General features: G+C 39.4%; 19 protein-coding genes. 9 read left to right on the forward strand and 10 right to left on the reverse strand.

The features are described 5' to 3' along the window. Window positions 1-89 precede the first annotated feature (89 nt). Entirely contained in the window at window positions 90-290 is a 201-nt protein-coding gene (locus ATS74_RS17075) for a hypothetical protein (protein WP_002962626.1), read from the forward strand. Window positions 291-344: 54 nt separating this feature from the next. On the opposite strand, the gene ATS74_RS17080 is transcribed toward ATS74_RS17075, so the two are convergent. Next, window positions 345-539 (reverse strand): CPXCG motif-containing cysteine-rich protein, encoded by a 195-nt coding sequence (locus ATS74_RS17080; RefSeq protein ID WP_058428886.1) that lies wholly within the window; start codon window positions 537-539, stop codon window positions 345-347. A gap of 236 nt (window positions 540-775) precedes the next feature. On the opposite strand from ATS74_RS17080, the gene msrA reads away from it, so the two are divergent. Continuing rightward, on the forward strand, window positions 776-1375 hold the full coding sequence (gene msrA, locus ATS74_RS17085) for a peptide-methionine (S)-S-oxide reductase MsrA (protein WP_058550068.1): 600 nt from the start codon (window positions 776-778) through the stop codon (window positions 1373-1375). A gap of 48 nt (window positions 1376-1423) precedes the next feature. Here the strand turns inward: msrA and ATS74_RS17090 are convergent, their stop codons facing one another. Continuing rightward, complete coding sequence (locus ATS74_RS17090; protein WP_152996129.1) at window positions 1424-1807, reverse strand: hypothetical protein; 384 nt, start codon at window positions 1805-1807, stop codon at window positions 1424-1426. A 128-nt stretch (window positions 1808-1935) separates the two neighbouring features. On the opposite strand from ATS74_RS17090, the gene ATS74_RS17095 reads away from it, so the two are divergent. After that, window positions 1936-2850, forward strand: coding sequence for a 2OG-Fe(II) oxygenase family protein (locus ATS74_RS17095; RefSeq protein ID WP_058550070.1), 915 nt, complete (start codon window positions 1936-1938; stop codon window positions 2848-2850). A gap of 133 nt (window positions 2851-2983) precedes the next feature. Beyond that, window positions 2984-3727, forward strand: a complete 744-nt coding sequence (locus ATS74_RS17100; RefSeq protein ID WP_058550071.1) for a substrate-binding periplasmic protein — start codon at window positions 2984-2986, stop codon at window positions 3725-3727. A 2-nt stretch (window positions 3728-3729) separates the two neighbouring features. On the opposite strand, the gene ATS74_RS17105 is transcribed toward ATS74_RS17100, so the two are convergent. The 5 genes from ATS74_RS17105 to ATS74_RS17125 all read right to left on the reverse strand — a co-directional run bounded on the left by ATS74_RS17105 (window position 3730) and on the right by ATS74_RS17125 (window position 10516). Beyond that, window positions 3730-4629, reverse strand: a complete 900-nt coding sequence (locus ATS74_RS17105) for a gliding motility protein GldB-related protein (protein ID WP_058550072.1) — start codon at window positions 4627-4629, stop codon at window positions 3730-3732. A 198-nt stretch (window positions 4630-4827) separates the two neighbouring features. Then, window positions 4828-6951 (reverse strand): TonB-dependent siderophore receptor, encoded by a 2124-nt coding sequence (locus ATS74_RS17110; RefSeq protein ID WP_058550073.1) that lies wholly within the window; start codon window positions 6949-6951, stop codon window positions 4828-4830. Between the two features lie 84 nt (window positions 6952-7035). After that, window positions 7036-8307 (reverse strand): DUF3526 domain-containing protein, encoded by a 1272-nt coding sequence (locus ATS74_RS17115; protein WP_058550074.1) that lies wholly within the window; start codon window positions 8305-8307, stop codon window positions 7036-7038. After that, window positions 8304-9752 carry an ABC transporter permease gene (locus ATS74_RS17120; protein WP_058550075.1) on the reverse strand — a complete coding sequence of 483 codons (1449 nt, stop codon included), beginning with the start codon at window positions 9750-9752 and terminating at the stop codon, window positions 8304-8306. Before ATS74_RS17120 ends, ATS74_RS17115 begins: the two co-directional genes overlap by 4 nt. Then, the gene (locus ATS74_RS17125) at window positions 9752-10516 is read right to left on the reverse strand and encodes an ABC transporter ATP-binding protein (protein ID WP_058550194.1); all 765 of its coding nucleotides are present in this window, start codon (window positions 10514-10516) and stop codon (window positions 9752-9754) included. The genes ATS74_RS17120 and ATS74_RS17125 overlap by 1 nt, the downstream gene beginning before the upstream one ends. 421 nt (window positions 10517-10937) lie before the next feature. Here ATS74_RS17125 and ATS74_RS17130 point away from each other — a divergent pair, with 421 nt between their 5' ends. From ATS74_RS17130 to ATS74_RS17150, 5 genes are all read left to right on the forward strand, one after another. Continuing rightward, on the forward strand, window positions 10938-12200 hold the full coding sequence (locus tag ATS74_RS17130) for a hypothetical protein (RefSeq protein WP_058550076.1): 1263 nt from the start codon (window positions 10938-10940) through the stop codon (window positions 12198-12200). 2 nt (window positions 12201-12202) lie between these two features. Beyond that, window positions 12203-12643: a hypothetical protein gene (locus ATS74_RS17135; RefSeq protein ID WP_058550077.1), complete on the forward strand. Its 441-nt coding sequence runs from the start codon at window positions 12203-12205 to the stop codon at window positions 12641-12643. Further along, the gene (locus ATS74_RS17140) at window positions 12636-14267 is read left to right on the forward strand and encodes a sensor domain-containing diguanylate cyclase (protein ID WP_058550078.1); all 1632 of its coding nucleotides are present in this window, start codon (window positions 12636-12638) and stop codon (window positions 14265-14267) included. The genes ATS74_RS17135 and ATS74_RS17140 overlap by 8 nt, the downstream gene beginning before the upstream one ends. A gap of 154 nt (window positions 14268-14421) precedes the next feature. Next, on the forward strand, window positions 14422-15123 hold the full coding sequence (locus ATS74_RS17145; protein WP_058550079.1) for a metal-dependent hydrolase: 702 nt from the start codon (window positions 14422-14424) through the stop codon (window positions 15121-15123). 287 nt (window positions 15124-15410) lie between these two features. Further along, window positions 15411-16013 carry a hypothetical protein gene (locus ATS74_RS17150; protein ID WP_058550080.1) on the forward strand — a complete coding sequence of 201 codons (603 nt, stop codon included), beginning with the start codon at window positions 15411-15413 and terminating at the stop codon, window positions 16011-16013. 128 nt (window positions 16014-16141) lie between these two features. Here the strand turns inward: ATS74_RS17150 and ATS74_RS17155 are convergent, their stop codons facing one another. From ATS74_RS17155 to ATS74_RS17165, 3 genes are all read right to left on the reverse strand, one after another. Continuing rightward, window positions 16142-18067, reverse strand: coding sequence for a UvrD-helicase domain-containing protein (locus ATS74_RS17155; protein ID WP_058550081.1), 1926 nt, complete (start codon window positions 18065-18067; stop codon window positions 16142-16144). 11 nt (window positions 18068-18078) lie between these two features. Continuing rightward, window positions 18079-20241 (reverse strand): ATP-dependent nuclease, encoded by a 2163-nt coding sequence (locus ATS74_RS17160; RefSeq protein WP_058550082.1) that lies wholly within the window; start codon window positions 20239-20241, stop codon window positions 18079-18081. A 349-nt stretch (window positions 20242-20590) separates the two neighbouring features. After that, entirely contained in the window at window positions 20591-21202 is a 612-nt protein-coding gene (locus ATS74_RS17165; RefSeq protein ID WP_058550083.1) for a cold shock domain-containing protein, read from the reverse strand. Window positions 21203-21436 lie beyond the last annotated feature (234 nt).

A 21436-nucleotide genomic window follows, 5' to 3' on the forward strand; every position in this document is an offset into this window, starting at 1 on the left:
AAAATAGCGCTTTATGGGCAAGCATTATTAACTTACCATACCCTATTAACAAGCATTATATTTAAAGTAATAACAGTACAGAGGCTCAAATGAGTGATGATTTTAAAGTAATACAACCTACCACAACTGTGTATTGTCCTAAGCGCGGCGAGGGCTGGACCCTAACCGGCATTACTAATATAAATGAGTTTACCTCAGTCATGTTTGATGGCACACGTTACACGCTTCCCGCTCGCGAAATAGTAGAAGAGCTACTCCCTAACCAGCTAGCTCGAGAACAAAATAGCTAACGCCCCAATAAAAAAGGCTGCAGTTATGCAGCCTTTTTTATAATTTACGCCAATTTAAAATGTATCGTCTTCACTGTATACATTTACTTTGAGCTCATCGTCGTCTTCAAATACAACAAACGAAATAGGCTTACAGCATACTTGGCAGTCTTCTATGTATTGCTCATCAATGTCAGCTGCATCAAGTAATACTTCAATGCTTTCGCCGCAATACGGGCAACTTATCGATTTTTCGGTTAACTGGTTCATTTAACACCTGCTACTTTTATCTCAATGCTTTCACTTTAATAAACACACTCTAATAATACAACATTGTGCTACAGAGGTTAGCTAATGTACGTATGGCCTTAATTAAAAACCATTACGTATATTACTTTTTCCGCTATTCACGTTAGCCTACTAAAAATAATGAAATAGGTTTTACAGTTAAAGGGTCTAACTATTAAGAATATGTATTTAAACCCACACTAGAGGTAGATTATTATATGAAAAACTCACTTACGCTTGCATTAACATCTGCCGCAATTTTGTTTAGCACTTTTTCTCATGCTGCAAAAACCGAAAAAGCAGTGTTAGCCGGTGGTTGTTTTTGGTGTATGGAAAGCGACTTTGAAAAACTCGAAGGCGTAAAAGATGTAATATCTGGTTTTACAGGCGGTAAGCTTAAAAACCCGACCTACAATGGCAATCATCAAGGTCATTACGAGGCTGTGCAAATTACTTACGATCCGGATGTGGTGAGCTACAAAGGTATACTTGATCACTATTGGGTAAATATTGATCCCTTTGATGCCAAAGGCCAATTTTGTGATAAAGGGCCAAGTTATTTAAGCGCAATTTTTGTAGCTAACGAGCAAGAACGAAAAATAGCAGAGCAAACCAAGCAAGCCGTTGTAGACGAGTTCCCTAATCAAACAGTGGTAACGCCTATATTAAGTACCAGCACCTTTTACCCTATTAAAGGTAAAGAGAGCTTTCATCAAGATTATTATAAAAATAACCCTATTCGTTACAACACATACCGTTGGCGCTGCGGCCGCGATAGTCGCCTAGAAGATATTTGGGGCGATAGAGCAACTCACTAACAAGTTAATAATTATAAATTTGATGGGTTAGGTGTTAACTCATCAAATTTAATCGTTATTTTTAATCTCTTCTTTAAAATTATCATGATCTGAGAGTATGTGTTGTTTAGGTATAAAAACCATCACTGTTACAGCAATAGCTAACACTATTACAAACCTCAGGATTGATATAGTCACAAAGGGCTCTAACAAATTCACTAAAAATAACAGTGGAATTACAGCAATAATACCAATTAGTTTATGCCTTTGGGTAAACTCATGCAGTGCCCCGCATTCAGTACACCTATACTTTGTAGACATACGGGCAACAACAAACCAAGCTAGAGATATACTCTCTTGGCAATTCAGACATTTTGGCAACATAGAAAATCCATTTAAAACTTTTAACGTACAAGTAACCGCTAACCATAAATTAAACACTAAATTATACAATTCGCCCCTAATTATAAACATTATTTTGATACTGTTTCCTAAAACAGCTTATTTATCTAAGTTTATAAATATAATAAATTGCACTCCTAGATTGATACAAACCAATTCAATAACGGGAGTTACACATTATGTCTGCCACCCAATTACAACTTGCTCGTGCTCTAGCGTTACCTTCAAGAGAGGCCATGTTAAACCGTGAGCACTCTGTACAGCATTTCTGGTACAACAACGACCAACTACTTACACAAGCCTGGAAAGAGTGGGAAGAAACCGAAGTAGATACAACCATCTTTACACTTGACGATTCGTTACTAGATAAAAACTTACGTGAAGCCGTTAATGCTGCATGGCAAGATCCATCAAAAGAGCATTTAGTAAAATCACTACTAGAAGAAGTGGCTCCTGATGTGTTTCAGTTCCAATTTTTTGACCCTGAGCGCCTAGCAGTTTTACGTGGCTACCTTGAACAAGTATGGAACTCTAACATTCCTATGCGTCCACCGTACGGTATTGTATTAAACCGCCGTGGTGCCATGCTCGACAAACGATCTGAGGGCTATTTAGCAGCGCCAAGTTTTCAAGCATTTTATAACGAAATGCTAAACACTTATATGCGCCCTATTTCGCGCTTATTGTTTCCTGAAATAATTGGCTACGATACGCAAACATTTGGATTTTCTATTTACTACGATCCAAATACAGATGCATCGATTCGCCCACATACCGATGCATCAGCGGTAACGTTAAATATTAATTTAAATTTACCGGGTGAGGAATTTACAGGTTCTGAGCTTGATTTTTACGACCAAGTAAATGGTAACGTTGTACAACTTGGCTTTAAACCAGGCACCGCAATGATACACCGAGGCAATGTACCTCACGCAGCAAAACCTATTACCAGTGGCGATAGAACAAACTTTGTATTATGGCTGTTTGGTGATCGCGGCCGTTTACCAGCGCAAGGCGCACAACGCCCTGGGATAGAGGCTAAAGAGCGTTGGAGTACACCGGTTACAACACCTGATGGTTACGCGCCATTTTAAAATTGTTTAAAAAAACAGATAACTATCAGCCCATTAAAGCTAACTAATAGTTAGTTTAATGGGCTTTTTACTTGTTGCATAACGAGTTAGTTACTATCTTTTTAATATTAATAATTAATTTATTGCAGAAAAAATGACGTTAAACACCATTATAATAGCCACAATACTAATGTCGCCTTTTGTTAGTGCCACCACCACACAACAAAAGCTCGTTGTAGGCTTTGGTGAAAAACTCCCCCCTTTTGTATTTCCTCAGTCAAATAGTGGCTTAACAGTAGATATTATTACAGCGGCTTTAACACCACTGGGCTACAAAATTGAGGCACTTTATTACCCGTATACAAGGCGTGCTAAAGACTACAAAAAAGATAAAATTGATGTAGTAGCAGATATCAATTTAAATACTGCCAACGGAAACCTCCTAAAAGGCTATTTATCAAGCGAGTCTTATGTTTACGAAAATGTAGCTGTCGCTTTAAGTAAAAATAACTTTAACCTTAGTAAAATAGCCGATTTAAAAAATTATAGTTTATTGTCTTGGCCAAGTGCAGCCATTCACCTAGGGGATGAGTATGCAAATATGGTTAAAGCTAACCCGCGTTATAACGAAATCCACGACCAATCGCTTCAAGTTAAGTTTTTGTACTTAAATAAGGTTGATGTAATACAAATGGATAAACAAAGCTTTAACTACTTTCGCGCAAATATAAAAGATATTGATACAACACAAAAAATTGATCGGTTCGCTTTATTTGGTAAAAGTCCTAATGGGTATTTATTTAAGTCCAAAAAAGTGCGCGATGACTTTAATTTACAACTGCAAAAACTCAAAGAAACCGGCAAGTACAAGCAAATTTTTGATAGCTACCTAGAATAAGTTTAAGGGTTGTATTTGCTGACCTTATAAATAGCATTAGCGTCTTTTAAGTTAATGAGTGTAATAAGCGCCTCTTTTTTATTTTCTGCACGTTCGTAATAGGCTTTAGCTATTCTTTTACCTATCCAATACCCCATATCGTTTGGTTGATTTGTAGTATCAGTTTGGTAAAACCAGTCTCCAAGTTTAGTACCATTCATTTGTGATTTAAAACGCTTCCAAAGCTGTTTTTCATGCTTTAAACCGTATGTATGCCTTAGTATTTCAGCATTAGAAATATTATTTAACACCAATCCTGAGACAAAATCTGCTATCCCCTCATGCAGCGATACAAATAGTAAGGTTGGCTTTGGTTTGTTTTTATGAGTTACATACGCCCTATTTTGATAAACATGAGTAATTTCATGCGCGATAAAGTTCATAAATACATTTTTAAATTCTTCTTTGCTTTGCGCTAATGAGCATAAAACTTCAAGCCCAAGTACTAAACCATTTTCTGAGGCAGTTCCACCAGAATTATTTGCCCCAAAAACAATATACACTGGCGCCGATTGAGTTTGCGATAGCACGCTTTGAGTTTCATTTAGGGTTTGTAATGCTTCACTTTTAAGTGACTCAATTTGAGGAAGGCAAATGTCTAACGCTTGATTGTAAACGTGCTTATTATTGTTAATCATACGAAGCATATTCTCTGCACTTTTAATGCGCCGAGGCGTAAATATTTCAATCCCTTTACTGCCAATATCTAAATACTGAGTTTGTAGTAAATGAGGGGTTAAATGGCTTTGCTTTTTAAACAATTTGGCAAAGTTATAAGCATCTTTTAAAATAATTTCAGACGCATTTGCATAGTTTATAAATGGCAAAAGTATTAACGCAAAAATAATTTTAGGGCTGAACATTGAGAGTCCTTTCAATTTATATGTACAAAAACTTATAACTTGGCTCATTAAAATGGTTGTTTTACCATAAACAGTTGATTTAATTTTGTACAGCCTAACTACGTAAACAAAACGAATTAATCACAAAAAAGGCCACTTAATTGGAAGTGGCCTTAGTGCTTTAAATAACTTTTAAAAGCTATATAACCTTAAAAACGATTAAAACTTATATGATGCAGAAAACTTAACGTTTCTTGGTGTACCAGGTTGTACCCACGCATCGGCAAACGAGTTTGTGTAATACGTTTCATCAAACAGGTTATTTACCTCAGCCGTAATTCCAATCGCGTCTGTTACATCGTAATTTACAAAAGCACGGGCTGTTGTGTAGCTTGGTAACTCAAAGTCGGTACCAAAAAAGCCGTTACGCTTGCCCACATGTAATAAACCACCACCAAACTTAATGGCTTTACCGTATAGAACTGTTGATTGTACTAATTGTAAGCTAAGCTGTTGCTCTGGCACGTTTAATAGTGACGCGCCCGCTTCTACTGTGTAACCAAAGTTGGCATCAAAAAATGAGTTTTCGATTGTTGCATCAACGTACGCATACGACGCCCAAACTTCAAGCGTATCGGTAAGCTCACCCGTTAGGTCTATTTCTATCCCTTTACTTTGTGCTTCACCAATGGCTGCAAAAGTAAACGCTGTTGCATCGTCTACAACAAGCATATTGTCTTGCTCTACTTTAAACACGGCAACAGTACCAAATAAGGCACCATCGTTTAATGTAAATTTAACACCAACCTCTGCAGATGTAGATTGGTTTGGCTCAAAACCATCGCCATTGGCATCGGCACCCGAAAGCGGACGGAAGTTCTCACCGTAAGCACCATAAACAGATACATAATCGCTTGCTTCATAAACTACACCAAACTGCGGGCTCACGCGTGACTCAGTTTGTTTAGTGTTAGTGTTAGTGTTAGTGTTAGCTAAGCGGTTATTTAAGCGCTGCTCGTAATCATCAAAACGTGCACCAATACGTATATCTAACTTATCGGTTAGGCTTATTTGATCTTGAATGAATACCCCTACCGACTCTTGAATCTCTACGCGGTCAGTATTTGATGTTGGCGTTGGTAATTCATACGCGCCGTAAACAGGGTTAAATACATTAATGTATTGATCGCCACGTACACGTAAAATGACTTGGTCGTTTTCAAATTTATCGGCATCAACACCCATAATTAAACGGTGCTCAAACCCGCCAAGCTCAAGATTACCACTTAACTCAGTTCTAAATACTTGGTATTTCGCATCAAAGTCGCGGTAGCGTCTAAAGCGATTTACTTCGCCATCAATTACGCCACCAAAACCGGTTTCGGTTGCAAAGCCTTCCATAGAGGTATCACGGTAGTTTGCACCAAATAAAATGCTCCAGTTATCATCAAAGTCATGAATATACTCTAACTGGTGCCCTAGTACATCGGCTTCAATTGGGCCATCGCCCGGCTCACCTAAAAAGCGGCTTTCAGGTATAAGGCCAAGTTCGCCATCTATGGCTAATACACCTCTATCAAACGGTACTTCTTGGTCGCTATATTCAAGCTCGTATATTAGTTGGCTGTTATTATTAATATTCCACACGATTGACGGGCTAAAGCCTTGTTTAGTGGTTTCTATCGTATCTCTAAAGCTTTCGGCGTCTTCATAAAAACCAACCAGTCTAATTGCTACGTCGTCGTTAAGCGCTGTGGTGTAATCAACATCGGCGCGGTAAGTATCAAAACTACCTACAGAGAGCTTAATTTCACCTGCGGTATCAAACGTTGGGCGTTTAGTAACTAAGTTTACTGTGCCACCTGGTTCACCACGGCCAAATAAAGCCGCTCGCGGACCTTTTAAAACCTCTACCGACTCAATACCCGACAAATCACGTGAGCCACCAAAGCCACGTCCTGCATTAAAGCCATTTACTAAGTAATTACTTGGCAGGTTTTCATCGCCTACAAAGCCACGCAACGAAAAGCTATTCCACAGCCCACCAAAGTTGTTTTGGCGTGCAACCGAGGCTGATAAATCAAGCGCTTGATCAAGACTTACTGCGCCTGCGTTTTCAAGGGCTTCTAAATCAATTTTAAGCTCTGACTGAGGTGTTTCTAAAGGGCTAAAGTTACCTTGATAAGCCTGGCGAGATGCAACAACGGTTACTTTTTCAATTGCGTCATCCTTTACGCTTTTACTTAGCTGGTTTTGCTCAGCGGCCATAACGTGGCTGCTAAATAAGCTTACTAAGCAAGTACTTAAATAGGTGAGCTTAAACCCTTTTGTATTGGTTTTCATTGTGAACCTTGTGAGTAATGTAAGTATTTTATAGTTATGTAGTAATTTTAATAGCGCTAAACAGGTACGTTTAGCGCTGTATTCTTAGTTGCTGCTTTGCGTGGTGTTTTCAAAGAGTGGCATGTTTTCAAGGGCAGCTTTAGTTGGGTCGCCTTTGTAAAATAACCACGGGTAATAAAACTCGCGTAATTGTTGATGATAATCTCTAATTTGCTGCTCATAAGCATACGCGGCAATTGAATCGGTATTGGCTGCACGGGTTAAGCTGCGCTGCAATAACAGCGGTGGCGAAACCCAAGATACAAAACCGGCTAACTCGTATTTTTTAGCGGCTGCGTCGCGATAGGCCTTTGAAAGCTCTGCCGCTTTTAAATCGCCCATTTGTTGAAATGCGTAATACCACTTCCATTCAAATTCGCTTTTCATATCAATATATGGTGCAAGCGCTGGGTACTCTTTAATGAAAGGCTGCATAGTGGCAGATTTTGGTAAATCCCACGCATCATTTACGGCCTCGCGTTGAGTAAGCATAATGTCGCCACCTTTAGGCGAATGCACTGACTTGTTTATAGCAAGGTCGCCTAAAATAGGAATAATAAAAGCAAACAACACCCACAAACCAATTAAGCTAGAGGCAACACGTGGCGCACTGGTTGCATTTTTACCCCACCACACGCTTAGTGCAGTCCAAAATGCAAGGTAGGCAATACAGAGCAGCGATACATACGCCACTTCATACGCGCTTGCCCCAGCTATAAATCCGCCTACAAAAAATGGCAGCATTAAACACACTATTATTGCTACAAACCTTACGGTTATACGAGCGCCCCACAAAGCAAAGTAAGACTTAGCTGTAGTGACTAATAAATCGTGCCTACCGCTGGTACGCTCGCTTGCAAATAAATCATGAAACAACAAAATAATAACCAGTGGCGCTAGCGCACTAATTACAAACACAAAATCTATTTTACCGGCTTGAGCCAGCTCAGCATTTTGTGCATCGCTTTCGTAAATTTGCCCCTCAAGCGCTAATAAATTAATGCGGTGTTTCCACGGGAATATATCGCGCTCGCCTAAAGCAGCAAATGCCAGGTTAGATGGCTGCGAGTACGTTAAATGAAAGCTGTAATAAGCCAACATGCCTGCATCGCTTTGCTTTTTCTGTACTTTGGCGCGGTCGCTTTGATCTGCTGCTTTTAAGCGCTCTATTGTTTGCTGCTGTGCGCTTACTTCGCTTAACCCGCTGTAAATAGCAAAACCCGATAAAACAAGGCTACACAGTAGTAATACAACTACGTATTTTTGGCGCAATAAAAAGCCCCATTCACGCATAAGTTGTGTAATTAAATAGCTCATAACAAACGTTTTCCTACAAATTTAATACCGCCCACAAGTACTACAATCCACAGTAATAACTGTAAAAACGCAGGTACACTTCTTTGTGCTCGAACATCTGCACTGTCTACATTAAAATTAAAGTCTTTTAGTATTTGCCAGTTTTGGGCGCTTACACGTGCTTTTTTAGTGGCTGCTGCATCAGCATTGCGGTTCATATCATCTTTGTAATCAAGCTCTTCAATATGAATTTTGTTAAGCCCTTGCACAAAATCAAAGCGAAGTTGCTCAGTTTCGCGTAAAAAGCGATGATGCGTTTCAATACTTGTACCCACCACAATCATAGAAAGCGTGCGAATAGCCACCATAGGGGATACCCAACCAAAATAACGCGATACCTGCGTTTGCTTAAGTTCACTTTGCATACGTTGCTCAGCAAATTGATTTAGTACTTTGGCTTGTTTAGCCTCTGATTCACTGGCTACTAAACCTCTAAAGTTTACCGGCAGCTCATCAATGCTATTTACGTTGTACTTTTCAAGGAGTGATTGTTTAAATTGCTTAAATGCAGGGTCGTTCGTGTTATGGCCATCGCCTAGTTTTCTAAGCTCGGCTTTAACAGCAAAATCGGTTTCTATTTTACCGGCAGATGGCACAGCCGTTGAGGCCGTAGTACTTGCTACGCGCGGCATAACAATACACAGTAAAATCCATACAAACGCAAGCGCCGTAAAACTACCACTGTTTTTACTAAACACGCTCGATGCGAGTAAAATCAGTAATACCCACACAGTTAAATATAAAGCGTAACCTACAACAAAACTGGCAACTGCTAATAAGCTTTCACCCGCAGATACCGTAAACAAAGCCGATACAGCCAGTGGCGCAATAACCAAGCCCACTACCGAAAGCAGTGCTAAACCTTTTCCGGCAATAAGCGTAATACCCGACGTGCCTTGCGCTAATAAGTACGACAGCGTTTGCGATTCACGCTCACGACTAATAGAGCTGTAGCCAATTAATATAAGCAGTAACGGCGCTAATGTTTGCACTATAAAAGCAGGCGTTAAGCTACCTAATTTAGTAAGCGCTGTACCTTGGCGTTGATCGGCAAACATTGCACTATTTTGCCTATGTCCTTCTAAAAATATTGAGTTACCTGTGTATGCGTCAATACCTGGGTCGAGGGTGCTCAGTGGTGAAGGCGTTCTAAAGGCATAGTGCCCATAGTGCACCATTCTATGTGGGTGACGATCGGGCTGCTCAACAAAACTTTGCTCGGCATTTGATTGAAGTTCATGGCGATCATGGCTTAGTTCAAGCATAGTAATTGCGGTCACCACAACCGATGAAAGCGTAAGCAGTAAGCCAATGGCTAAAACGGTCATTGCTAGTTTTGAGCGAAGCCAATAGCGCCATTCATCTTTGGCAACTATAACCATTTTTGAGAAATTATTTATACTCATTACGCGCCTCTTTGCGCAAAGGCTGCGTGCACTTGTTCAGTATCAATACGACCGTTTTCTGGCGCGTCAAATTCGCCCACCAGCTCACCAGCTCTTAGTAACCCAATACGGTTAGCTACTTGGCAGGCGCCGTATACATCATGCGTAACCATTAAAATAGAAGCACCCGCTAATGCAAGCTCGCGCACTAACTGGTTAAACTCATCTATGGCAACAGGGTCAAGGCCCGAGGTAGGTTCATCAAGTAAAAATATCGGGGCTTCACGTAAAATAGCCAGTGCAATCGCGGTTTTTTGCCTCATGCCTTTAGAATACGTTTGCATAGGACGCTCCCATGCAGCTTGTTGCAGCGCTACACGGTTAAACGCGGCACTAATCTGCTCGTCTGTTTTATTAATATCAGCAAGTGATAAAAAATATTCTACGTTTTCGCGTGCTGTTAAATGCGGGTATAACGTTGCAGACTCAGGTAAGTACGCCGTTTTAGTACGAACAAAGTCAAGTGCTTTGCTCACCTCTTTACCCGCTACTTTTACCGAGCCTTGCGTTGGTTTATTAAAACCCAGTAACGTTTTTAACGTGGTTGATTTACCCGCACCGTTACCGCCAAGTAGTGCATAAACTTCGCCTGAGCCCACAGTAAAGTTTAAGTTTTTTAAAATAGCGTTATTTTTAATGCTAAAACTAAGCGAGTCCACTTCAATAATGGCTTTCTGAGTCGCACTATTATTGTCATTTTTTTGAGCGTTTGATTGTTTTGCAATTTTAGAATCATTATTAGATGTGTTGGTAACCGGTACGTGTGTTGTCACATTCAAGCTCTTTCATAAATTAGAATTCGGCGAATGTTATACTATAACAACAATTAAATGCAACAATATAACGTTATAATCATTGACAAATGAGACAAAGTAAATATGAGAGTTACAATAGATCTTGCAAATAGCCTTATTACGCATTTTTATATATGCAGCTAACTAATCTTTATGGACTTAACTACCGGTATAAATTACGTTTTATAAAGTTATTTAGAGTTAAAAAATAAAATTTATGCTAGTCCTAAATAATGTCATTTTCTTAAATGCATCATTCTTATGCATTTAAAAAAGTACATGTTAACGAAGTTGGTAATTTAATAAATTGTGCTATCTTTTTATTATCTACATTATAAAAATACGGGCTAACATGTTGTTCCGAGGTACTATTGCCATAGCAATATTGGCAACCTTTGCTGCAAATAAAACCTATGCAAACGACATTGACGTGCAATTTAGTGGTTTTGCATCCTTAACCCTTAGTTACACTGACGATTCAGATATTGGTTTTGCATCTAGTTATTCAAATGTGAACGAATCTGGTTTTTCAGCAACGCGTGATTCAATTTTAGGTGGTCAGGCTAATATATCACTGGCCAAAAATTGGGACTCTGTAGTTCAACTAGTAATACAAGATCATGCCTTTAAAAGCTTTGATAATTTTTTAGAGCTCGCCTTTGTACGTTATCGCCCATCACGTAACTGGGCCATCCGCGCAGGTAGGTTAAACAGCGACCTTTACTTACTGTCTGAGTACCCTTACGTCGGATACGCTTACTTATGGGTGCGCCCGCCTCATTCGTATTACTCATTTGCAAACATTGCAGGTAATTTTGATGGAATAGACGTTGAATACAGTAAAGCCATTAACGATGGCTTCTTACGCTTAAAACTCGCTTATGGTAGCTCCACAGCAAAGATACAAGCCTATAATGACGACTTTTTTATTGATTTTGATAACTTAACAACCCTTAGTGCAACATACTCTTTAGATGCATGGACAATGCGTTTTTCGTTATCAAGGTCAAACTTTGGCGATTATAAACTAACCGCGTTGGACGAATTTATAACCGCACTCGATTTAGTACCACAAAGTATATGGCCGCAAGCACAAAGTATATCTAACAAATTTAACACCAAAGGCAACAGCATAGAATACGCAGCCTTTGGCGTTACTTACGATAATAATAATTGGCTTATTCAATCTGAGTTAGGTATTTCAGAATCCGATTGGATAATAGCTCCATCTGTATTTAGCACTTATATTAGTGCGGGCTACAGAGTAGATAATGCAATATTTTACACAGGCTTTACGGCAGCTAAAAATCGCCATGATGTAGTTGAAGTAAACAGCCCTATTTTTCCACCAGGTACTCCTGAGCAGTTTTCAGTACCTATACAACAACTCGCGGTTGCCACTCAATCTTCAGTTCAAATTACGAATGTTCACCAGCACTCTGTTAACGTAGGCGTAAAATGGCATTTTTCGGATCGCTTAGTATTTAAAGCGCAGTTAGACCGCTTTGATATAAAGCCTCAAGGTGCGGGGCTATGGAGCCTTAGCAATCCTGCTGATGCAAATAAAAGCAACAAAGTACATATACTCAGTTTAAATGCTAGTATGGTGTTTTAGTTATGATAAGCGCTCGTAATCTAGGTCTTAATGTAATGCTCCCCTTATGCCTGCTTTTTGTGAGCTTTTATGCTAAATCTACAGAGTTTGTTGTAGTGGTAAATAAAAGCAACGCAATTAACGCATTATCAAAACGGGAAATAATTGATATTTACATGGGTAGGTATTTAACTTTTCCTGATGGTGAAACGTCAAAGCCACTCGATTTGCCCGCTCAATCAGCATTAAAAAACGATTTTTACTTAAAACTGGTCAATAAAGACGAGCAAAAAATAAATGCGTATTGGGCCAGGTTGTTATTTTCTGGCCGTGCAAAGCCCCCTACACCTTCGGCATCCGTTGAAGATGCAATAAATAAAATTGCAGCATCACAATTTGCTATTGGCTACATTCCGCTATCGCAAGTTACAGATGCAGTAAAAGTGGTATACACATTTGATTAAAATTATTAGCCAAAAACTCTACATACGCGTTGCTATAGCAATTGCGTTAGTTGCTATTGTTGTATCTTTAGTATCGTCAATGCTGTCGTATTATTCAGGCTTTAAAGAAAAGAAAAACACCAATTACTTACTCGTACAACAGTTAGCGCAAACAATGGAAAAAACAGCCGCCATAGCTGCTTATTTAAACGATAAAGAGTTAAGCCAAGAAATAATTAACGGCCTACTCAGTAACGATTTAGTACAAGGCGCAAGCCTAGAAGGAGAAGCAAACGCAAAAGGCGAAATGGAGTTGTTTATTGCCAATGGCACTATTAACAAACAAAAAGAAGCAGTGTTAGTTAAGCTAGTTCATCCTTTTTTAGATGACACTTTTATAGGTGTTTTATCAATATACCCCGACGATAATTTTATACAGCAACAGGCACAGGCTGCACTTAAAAAAGAATTTATTTTAATGCTAATACAATCTATCGTTATCGCATTTTTTGTATCGCTTGTAGTGCAGCGTTGGCTTACTCAACCTATTCAAAACCTTACCGACAGCTTTGCTAAAATTAACCCATCAGAACCAGAAACCCTTAATATGCTAACCTTTAAGCAAGGCAAGCGAGACGAAATAAGCCGTTTAACGCACGGTATAAATGCCCTAATGCACGAATTGCATTTAACTATTAGTAATGAACAAACGCTTCGTAAAAAAACCCAAGAGCTAGAAGCCAAATTTAGACTTATTTTTGAGCAAGCAAGCGCTGGTATTTGTTTACTCGATAGTAAAAATAGTATCACCACCTTTAACCCCGCTTTTAAACATTACTTTACCGTACCCGGTGAAAAAGAGTTATCAACCTTGCACTTCCCTGAATTATTAAACAACGTTGATGAATTACAGAGCCTACTGGAAGAAATTCGCTTTGCTCATAACCCACCACAAACTACGTTAGATGTAGAGTGTAAAGTTGGTTATAAAACGCTCTGGTTTCACTGCTTATTTGTTAGATTAACAGACCAAAGAGATACCAACCGAGGCCCACAACAAGAGCAACTAGTAGAAGTAATTTTACACGATGTAACCGAGCGCGCAGAACGCGAACTTAAAACCCGCTTTGAAGCCGACCACGATCCGCTAACCGGCCTATTAAACCGCCGCGCCGGTGAAAAACGCCTTCAAAAAGCGCTACGGGAATGTATAAAAAATAATAAGCACTTGGTACTTATGATGATCGATTTAGACAAGTTTAAACCTATTAACGACACCTACGGCCACGAAGCTGGTGACAAAGTGCTCATAGAAACAGCGCACAGATTTAAAACACTATTTCACGAAAAAAACGACATGTGTATTCGTCTAGGCGGTGACGAATTTATTATTGCTAGGCAGGTAAACACCTACAACAAAGCAGCAACCCTTGAGCAAGCAACCACCTTACTAAATGAGCTACAACAACAAGTTAGTATTTCAAACACTAAAACATGCGCAGTGGGTGCAAGCATAGGTATTGCAATAGCCCCAACTGATGGCACTGAACTTCATGAATTAATACACAACGGTGATAAAACCCTTTATCACGTAAAAGAAACAGGCCGAGGAAAAGTCGCCTTTTACGACGATATAAAAAATTAGATAGCGAATGCTATAGCGTTTTCACGGCTTTCAAATAGTCTTTATTATAAAAATACGCCGCTAAACCAAATTTACATCCAAACCTTTAAAGTAAATTGAACAATTAAGTTTTTGATTGATAGAATGCCAACCTATTTTTTTATCAAGAGATACAATGGCAAATTTCAATACTCATCTTAATACTGCAGTCATCATCACCGGCTTAAGCTCAGCCACTTTATTATCTGCAGGCCATACTGATTTAAACGGCGCACTCTGGCTATGGTTTTTAGGCTCTATTGGCGGCTTATTACCCGACATAGATTCAGATAACTCAACATCACTCGACACTATTTTTAACTTATTTGCACTGAGCGCTGTATTACTGGTGCTGCATTACATAACCACCGAGCTTATTATTACAATTAGTTTTATTGAGTTAATAGTAGTGCCGTTATTGGTGTACGGATTTATGAAATACATTATTAGGCCCATTTTTGAATGGATCACAGTACACAGAGGCAGTTGCCACTCTTTACTATTTTTACTGTTATGCGCGCTGTTAACAACGCAAGTAACGTGGCAACTTAACGAGCAAACAACTACACAAGCAGCTACCTTTGCCTGGTTAACGGGAGGGTTTATTTTACTCGGCGGATTAATCCATTTATTGCTCGATGAACTTTACAGTGTAGATTTAAATAATGTCACCATTAAACGCTCTTTCGGCACTGCTTTAAAAATAGCTGACTTCGATAATAAATTAATTACATTGGCATCGGTTATTGCCATTTCAGGTTTAATCTATGTAGCCCCGCCTACAGAGCAAACACTTACGGCGTTAAGTGATTGGTCTCATTTTAAGCTTTTATCATAACAAGGTATGTAATTAAGCTATTTCAAATTATAAACTGTTGATTTAGCGAGCGTAAATTGCTTGAATTAAAGCAATTTTGCTAATTTAAATTTCATAAAAAACCAAAATCTGAGTCTAATTGTAATTAATTATTATTTTTATTGGTTTTAGTGAAATTTTTAAATCGCTTTACCTGTCTTATAGCTGCAAGTGAAAGCGCTATTTATATAAAAGTTTCAGCTGGTTGATGTATTAAAGGCAACTGCATCTTTTTAAAGCGTTAAATATAAAATTATAAGAGGTCCCTAATGGAATTTACACATAAACGCACCACCTTAATTACAGCATTGTTATTGTTGGTATTAGCTATATCACAGGGTATTTATTCAGCCCTTTACAGTGCTGAAATTAGTTTTTCAAGACAGGTAGCTTGGGGGCTAGAAGCATTAGTATTTACTTTGCTCGTTGCCTTTGCGGGTGCGTCTATGGTGCAGGCAAAAAACGCCCAACTTGGTTGGTCAGCTATCGCGTTTAGCGCAGCACTTAACATAGTTCAGGTAAGTATTGGCCTTACGTTGTTTTCTACATTTGGTAAAGTTGCAGGCACAGTAGAAGGTGCACAACCTTTAATTGGTGGCGTGGTTTCGTTGTCATTCATGATTTACTACGCAGCTAAATTACTATTAGGATTAGCAGCTGTTGTTTTTGGCCTATCTTACTTAGCTAAAGGTGGCAAAGCCATTGGCGGCCTTACAGCCTTAGCAGGCGCAGTTGCAATGCTTGCCAATGGTATTTTAATCACCTTTGGCCGTGATGGATTCTTGCCATCAGGTGTTGCTGGTGCCTCAGGTATGATTGCAACATTACTTTTAGCAATCTGTTTAATAAGCCTTAACCGTAAAGCGGACTAGGGTTTAATAGCTTATAAGTAATGTGGTTATTTAGATAAATTATAAACATCGGCGTTTATTAGAGTGCTAATTCGCCGATGTTTTATGTTTAGAGTAATGGAAATAAATTTACAGTTTCAACTGTGATTTTATAACTTAATAATTTCACCTTCTCGCGCTAACTTTTTATCCATAAGACTTTCCCTTACCTTAGTAACATCGGAAGTATAAATCACATGAGCAAGGCTATTCTTCGCACGAGTAGATGTGACATAAAATAATCGTCGGGTTCGATCCAAACCAGTTTCTTCACCTGCCTTCCTTTTTTTTTGGCTTTTTTTAGAAAGCTCCTTCACACCAAAGTACTGCTCGTAGGAAAATAAGAATCCCCCAGCTTCATCATCATCCATTACAACCATTACACGCTCGAATTCGTTACCCTTCACACCTTGGTGTGTTCGGAAAATTGAGTTCCCATCGATGTAGTCTTTATATTTTTCAATCTGGAAAAAACTAGTCTCCAAAGCTTCAGCCCAAGCATCTATTTCACTGTCATCCCGCTCCTTAGGTTCTAGTTCAATCTCCGTGCCAGCTCCCATTTGGCCTGTATCTGACTCAGTCTCTGTTTTTTCTAAATCCGCCACAAATGACTGCAATTTTTCTGGGATTCTAAGTAGCTTGTGCTCAGCTAGTATTTCTAGAACTTCACGAAAGCTAACCATATCATTGGAAACAACATCTCTAAATGCATGTTCCGCGACTCGTGCAAGAGCTAGCGGATCGTTCTTATTTGTATCAATCACATTGGCTTCCAACAGCGGAGACTTGTTTTCTCTCAAAATATACATCAATTCGGCTCGCCTTTTCTTCCGGCTCGCCTCAGCCAAAGGAAAAACAATACTAGAGAAGAAGTTAAGCTCGGTATTTTCACCTTCAGCAATTCGATCCTTTATCTTTTCTGATCTTGAAAGCGTGTCCCATAGCTCACCAAATCCAAGTCGACGTCCGGCCATTTTATGTTCCAAAAGTAAGATAGCCGTTTCTTTGGATTGAGTATCTGTCCAGTCCTTGTCACCCGTCACTTCCGCCATAGTCTCGCGAATTTTCTCTTCGACTTGGTCTTTGTCCGAAACACCGTGCGACAATAAAAAATATCGAACATAACCTTCCGCCGCTCCATCTCGGGCGAACTGTTTACGTTTATCATCCTCACTACGTACTTGGTTCCCCAAACCAACGATGCGCCTTGCTGATCGATGATTCATTTTCTTGTCTAAAGTAGTCCAGCCACTGGGCTTAGTTTTACCCAGTTCAGGTTCTCCCCCGCCAAAGATACGCTGCATCGTATCCCCAAACAGGCCGATAACAACTTTATACGATTTAGCTTTTTGCAGCTCAAAGAATGCACTAACTACGTCTTTATTAGTATCTTGACTTTCGTCGATGAATATAAAAGGGAATTTATTTACTATGATTTCCATCATCATCGGTTTGCTGGTCAATAAATTAGAGAAAATCTTCAAAACATCTGTGTGCGAAAGGGCATTTGGGGAGGAGTTTATTCCGTTTGGATCATAATTAAATGAACGAGATTGCGCTAACCATTCCATTTTCTTATTCAGCCGGATGATATCCCTTTTTCGGGCATCTGATGCCTTGCCCGCACGGCCTTTATCTTCTTTTTCCTTGAGTTCTTCTAAATCGGTGGGAATTTTTCCCAAGTACCACTTGCGAATGTCCTCATTGAAGCCGCCAATTGCATCCCAGCAAAAGCTATGAATCGTGGAAACCGCGAAGATCGGGTTTTGCTCGATTCGGTCCTTGATTTCATCTGCCGCGTTGTTGGTAAAGGTTAAAACGGCAATTTTCTTTCCTCGCCGAGAAAAGTCCTCAGAGTGTTGATTTTTCAGGAAATCCAGAGCATTTTTTAGAGAGTAGGTTTTTCCAGAACCCGCGCCAGCGAAGGTAATAAAGCTTTTCCCTGACCCTATTCGTAGGCACGCCTTAATAGCTTCATCAACATTACTGTCATGATCTATGGGTTTGGTGTCCGCCAAGTAGAATCCATCTGACATAACTTCTCGTCCTATTCTTTTGGTGAAAGCTGAACAGCCAGCCATTTAAGGCCATCGCTTATGTATTCAGGGGCATTGAAGCTATTCGACTCATTATCTGCGAGATGGAATAAGCAATCGAAGGCAAAGTCGCCTTTTTTTAAACCTTGCACATATTCATAAAGTGACTCTGACAGCGACTTGCTGCCATCTTCATGGGCCGATTTTGCATTTTTGAGTTTAGGTTTCTTCTGAAAATACTCTTGGCCAAAATTAGCCAAAATCAAAGCATCTTCAAATGTTCGGGACAAAACCTCTTCCTCAGAGATCTGGGTAGGCTTTTGAAAAGCAACGTAAAGCGGCGCACCTTCGCTTGTTTTAATATGTTCATTTTTGGGCAAATCTACTAATTCATTCAAGGTTTCTTTCTGTGGATGCCAGAACTTCAAAGTATCATTATTGCTCTTTTGATCAGAGTTCCTTTCCGGAAAACATGACTTCCCGCTGTTATCAACAGAGTCAAGATCTGTCAGCACTAGTGTCGTGACCCCGAGCTTCTCGACTAACGCTTTATATTTGTGCGTGTGAGCACCGTTAACCTCGAGCATCGAGATGTACCGATTAGATAAATCTGGGAAGCTCTTGACAATAAACTCTGGTACCAGAAGGCGCTCTGCTTGCCCCTCGACGAATATAACGCCGTCGGCAAAGAAGATGTCACAATGAGTGAGTGTCAAATGTTTACTTACAAACAAAAGCTCATCTTTCGCATGCGCAAAAAGCTCTGACATGTTTGCAATTGTTGTATGGTCCATTGCGATGGACGTATTTGCATCATTCCGCCGGAAGTAACGTAAATTTTTGAAGTCAATATCATTAATAATATGACTAGAGTGGGTGCTAATCACGAGCTGTGTCTGGTATTCAGACTTATCTTTTTTGGTATGTTTGTCGCGCAAATCGGTATGATTCCGCAAAGTATCGTATGCTTTCGATACAAGAACACGCTGAACTTGCGCGTGAAGATTAACTTCCGGTTCTTCAAGTAAAACTAGGTGTATTGGCTCAATCTGCTCTTCGACATTGTCCCGTGAAGAAGCCGATTTACCAACACGCATCCATTTGTCGCGAAACTCTAGAAGCCTAAAGGTCAGATAGATGAGATTCTGGTAGCCAAGCCCCAGGTAGCTTTCGGGAAGAAATTCTTCATCTTTTTTATCAAAACGGTATCGTACCGATGACGATTTTTGCAACGCATCCGTTCCGCTAATTTGCGCAAAAATTTCAACAGCTGGATTGCCACCGATACCAGGATAACCCATACTTTCCAACTCTTCGAAAGGAGCCTTAAACTGATCGTTCAATCTTTTGGTGAAGTCATTTTCTAAATTTTGCTGCTGTCCCAAGACTTTGAGGTCGTCAGCCTCTGGGTAATCTTCTGGGTTCAAAATACCCTCATAGTAGCCTCGAAGTAACTTGTTGAGCCGTTGCTTTTCAGAATATGGTCCATTTTGATCTGCGTTATCTTCAGCACCTAGCCCCCGCTGCTCGGATATAACGTCTACTCGAATTAACTTTTTCAAAGCTTCAAATTTTAGCGGCTGTAAAATTTCGTTCGAGCTAGGATCAGTCTCTTTGCTCAAAACATAGTGCTTTTGCTTTATGAACTTACTGAAGTTCCGTCCTTTCTCTAAGAAATCACAGAGATCTTTAGGCCATAGGCTTACCTTACCTTGATGCTTGGCTACTACCTCTCTCGTGTTAATAAACTCACTAAATAGTTTGGTGACGTCAATCACTTCATAATTTATGCGAACGGATAGAGCACCACCTTTCCACTCTAGGTCTGGTAGGATGTCACGAACCTTATATGCCTCACTCGCTTCCGCTGTTATCTCTATATCTAAACTAGGCAATAAACTGATAAGAGCATCGGATAGCCCCTTCATTTTCTCGATGGAGGGAAACTTTTCTTCGATTTCTTTACCAAGATTTTGGATGTGCTTCCAATTCTTCTTAGATATATCTCTAACCTTGAGATTGTCCGGGCTTTTTAGAAATGTATGTAAAGCACCAATGCAAGACGTTTTTCCACTATTATTAGCACCTACAAGAACCGCTGTTTTATCATCAAGCACTAAGGTTACATTGGCTAGCCGCCGGTAATTCTTTAAAGTGAAGGAAGTAATTTTCATGTATCAAAACCTTAATAAACGGATCAAAAACAATGAGGCTTATATTCAATATTATTTCTTGTTGCTACTTTTCTACCAATGACGCTTGCGGTAGAAACGCAAAGTTGAACTATGCCTGGGGATTGTAAAATCCAAAACGGTGTATATTACGTTGTTCGATAATTACACCAAAAAACCTATTAAAAATAGGTTACTACTATTGCTACTCAGTAGCCCTTGTTACTTTACCCTATAACGACTTTTAATAATGTTATGGCCCAAACCTCGTGTCACTGTATTTATATACAGAAAACACTAAATCCTATCTTTATTTAATCTTTAACTACAAAACTTATATAAGCCCTAGCCACTAAAACCTTGTATCGTTCTCACACGGGTCGCCATCTCTATCGCCATCCATTTTTGTATTAGGGCAGTTATTTATAAAAAATACCGCCTCGGCTCGTGAAGTCATTTGGCTACAGTGCTGCCTGCCATCGCAGGTAAAATTTTGCGTGCTTTTTGGAATAACGCTTTTTGGAATAACTATTTTTGGGTATTGCTCATCAAAGGTGGCTAAATCGGCGTTGGTAATAACAGGAGTTTGGCTATTAAATTGCTCGTTACTTTGATAATGGTTGTATTTATTTACTGCAACAAAACCAAGTACGGCGATAATGCTAATTGAGGCGACTTTGCCTAAAAAGTTATCGGTAAAATTAGATTTAGCAACACGATGATGGTTTGATTTTTTAGGTGTTACTTTAAGTGCAGCTACGCCTTCAATTCGGCAATTAACGGCTTTGCTTTTACCATCGGGTTGTGTAGCGACTTCAAAATAGATGATGTCGCCCACTTTGGGCTTGCGGCTCATGTGTTTGAGCGCTGAAATGTGTATAAAGGTGTCGTGCGATTGGGTGTCTGATTTAATAAAACCAAAGCCCTTTTCGTCATTCCACGCTTTTAACAATCCTTTGTTCATGTATTTACCTGTGCTGATTAAGCTGCGATTACGCAAATTCCATTTAAGTTAAGAGTCGTTAGTATACGTTCCTAAATTGCTACCACGCAACCAAATATTCATATTAGGTTAATTTAAATATTCTAATTAGATGGCAAAGCACTTAACCATATAGGAAAAATATCGAGCTTTGAGCTTTAAAAATCAGGAAAAAATAGCCTGTTTTATTTTATAAATTACGGCCATTTGTCCTTT

It is taken from the genome of Pseudoalteromonas sp. H103 (genome assembly GCF_001469205.1).
Taxonomy (GTDB): Bacteria; Pseudomonadota; Gammaproteobacteria; order Enterobacterales; family Alteromonadaceae; genus Pseudoalteromonas; species Pseudoalteromonas carrageenovora.

Coding starts and splice junctions, on each gene's coding strand:
- ATS74_RS17095 (WP_058550070.1), top strand. CDS start 1,936: ATGTCTGCCACCCAATTACAACTTGCTCGTGCTCTAGCGTTACCTTCA.
- ATS74_RS17145 (WP_058550079.1), top strand. CDS start 14,422: ATGGCAAATTTCAATACTCATCTTAATACTGCAGTCATCATCACCGGC.
- ATS74_RS17165 (WP_058550083.1), bottom strand. CDS start 21,202: ATGAACAAAGGATTGTTAAAAGCGTGGAATGACGAAAAGGGCTTTGGT.
- ATS74_RS17130 (WP_058550076.1), top strand. CDS start 10,938: ATGTTGTTCCGAGGTACTATTGCCATAGCAATATTGGCAACCTTTGCT.
- ATS74_RS17080 (WP_058428886.1), bottom strand. CDS start 539: ATGAACCAGTTAACCGAAAAATCGATAAGTTGCCCGTATTGCGGCGAA.
- ATS74_RS17160 (WP_058550082.1), bottom strand. CDS start 20,241: ATGAAAATTACTTCCTTCACTTTAAAGAATTACCGGCGGCTAGCCAAT.
- ATS74_RS17135 (WP_058550077.1), top strand. CDS start 12,203: ATGATAAGCGCTCGTAATCTAGGTCTTAATGTAATGCTCCCCTTATGC.
- msrA (WP_058550068.1), top strand. CDS start 776: ATGAAAAACTCACTTACGCTTGCATTAACATCTGCCGCAATTTTGTTT.
- ATS74_RS17115 (WP_058550074.1), bottom strand. CDS start 8,307: ATGAGCTATTTAATTACACAACTTATGCGTGAATGGGGCTTTTTATTG.
- ATS74_RS17155 (WP_058550081.1), bottom strand. CDS start 18,067: ATGTCAGATGGATTCTACTTGGCGGACACCAAACCCATAGATCATGAC.
- ATS74_RS17075 (WP_002962626.1), top strand. CDS start 90: ATGAGTGATGATTTTAAAGTAATACAACCTACCACAACTGTGTATTGT.
- ATS74_RS17150 (WP_058550080.1), top strand. CDS start 15,411: ATGGAATTTACACATAAACGCACCACCTTAATTACAGCATTGTTATTG.
- ATS74_RS17110 (WP_058550073.1), bottom strand. CDS start 6,951: ATGAAAACCAATACAAAAGGGTTTAAGCTCACCTATTTAAGTACTTGC.
- ATS74_RS17105 (WP_058550072.1), bottom strand. CDS start 4,629: ATGTTCAGCCCTAAAATTATTTTTGCGTTAATACTTTTGCCATTTATA.
- ATS74_RS17100 (WP_058550071.1), top strand. CDS start 2,984: ATGACGTTAAACACCATTATAATAGCCACAATACTAATGTCGCCTTTT.
- ATS74_RS17120 (WP_058550075.1), bottom strand. CDS start 9,752: ATGAGTATAAATAATTTCTCAAAAATGGTTATAGTTGCCAAAGATGAA.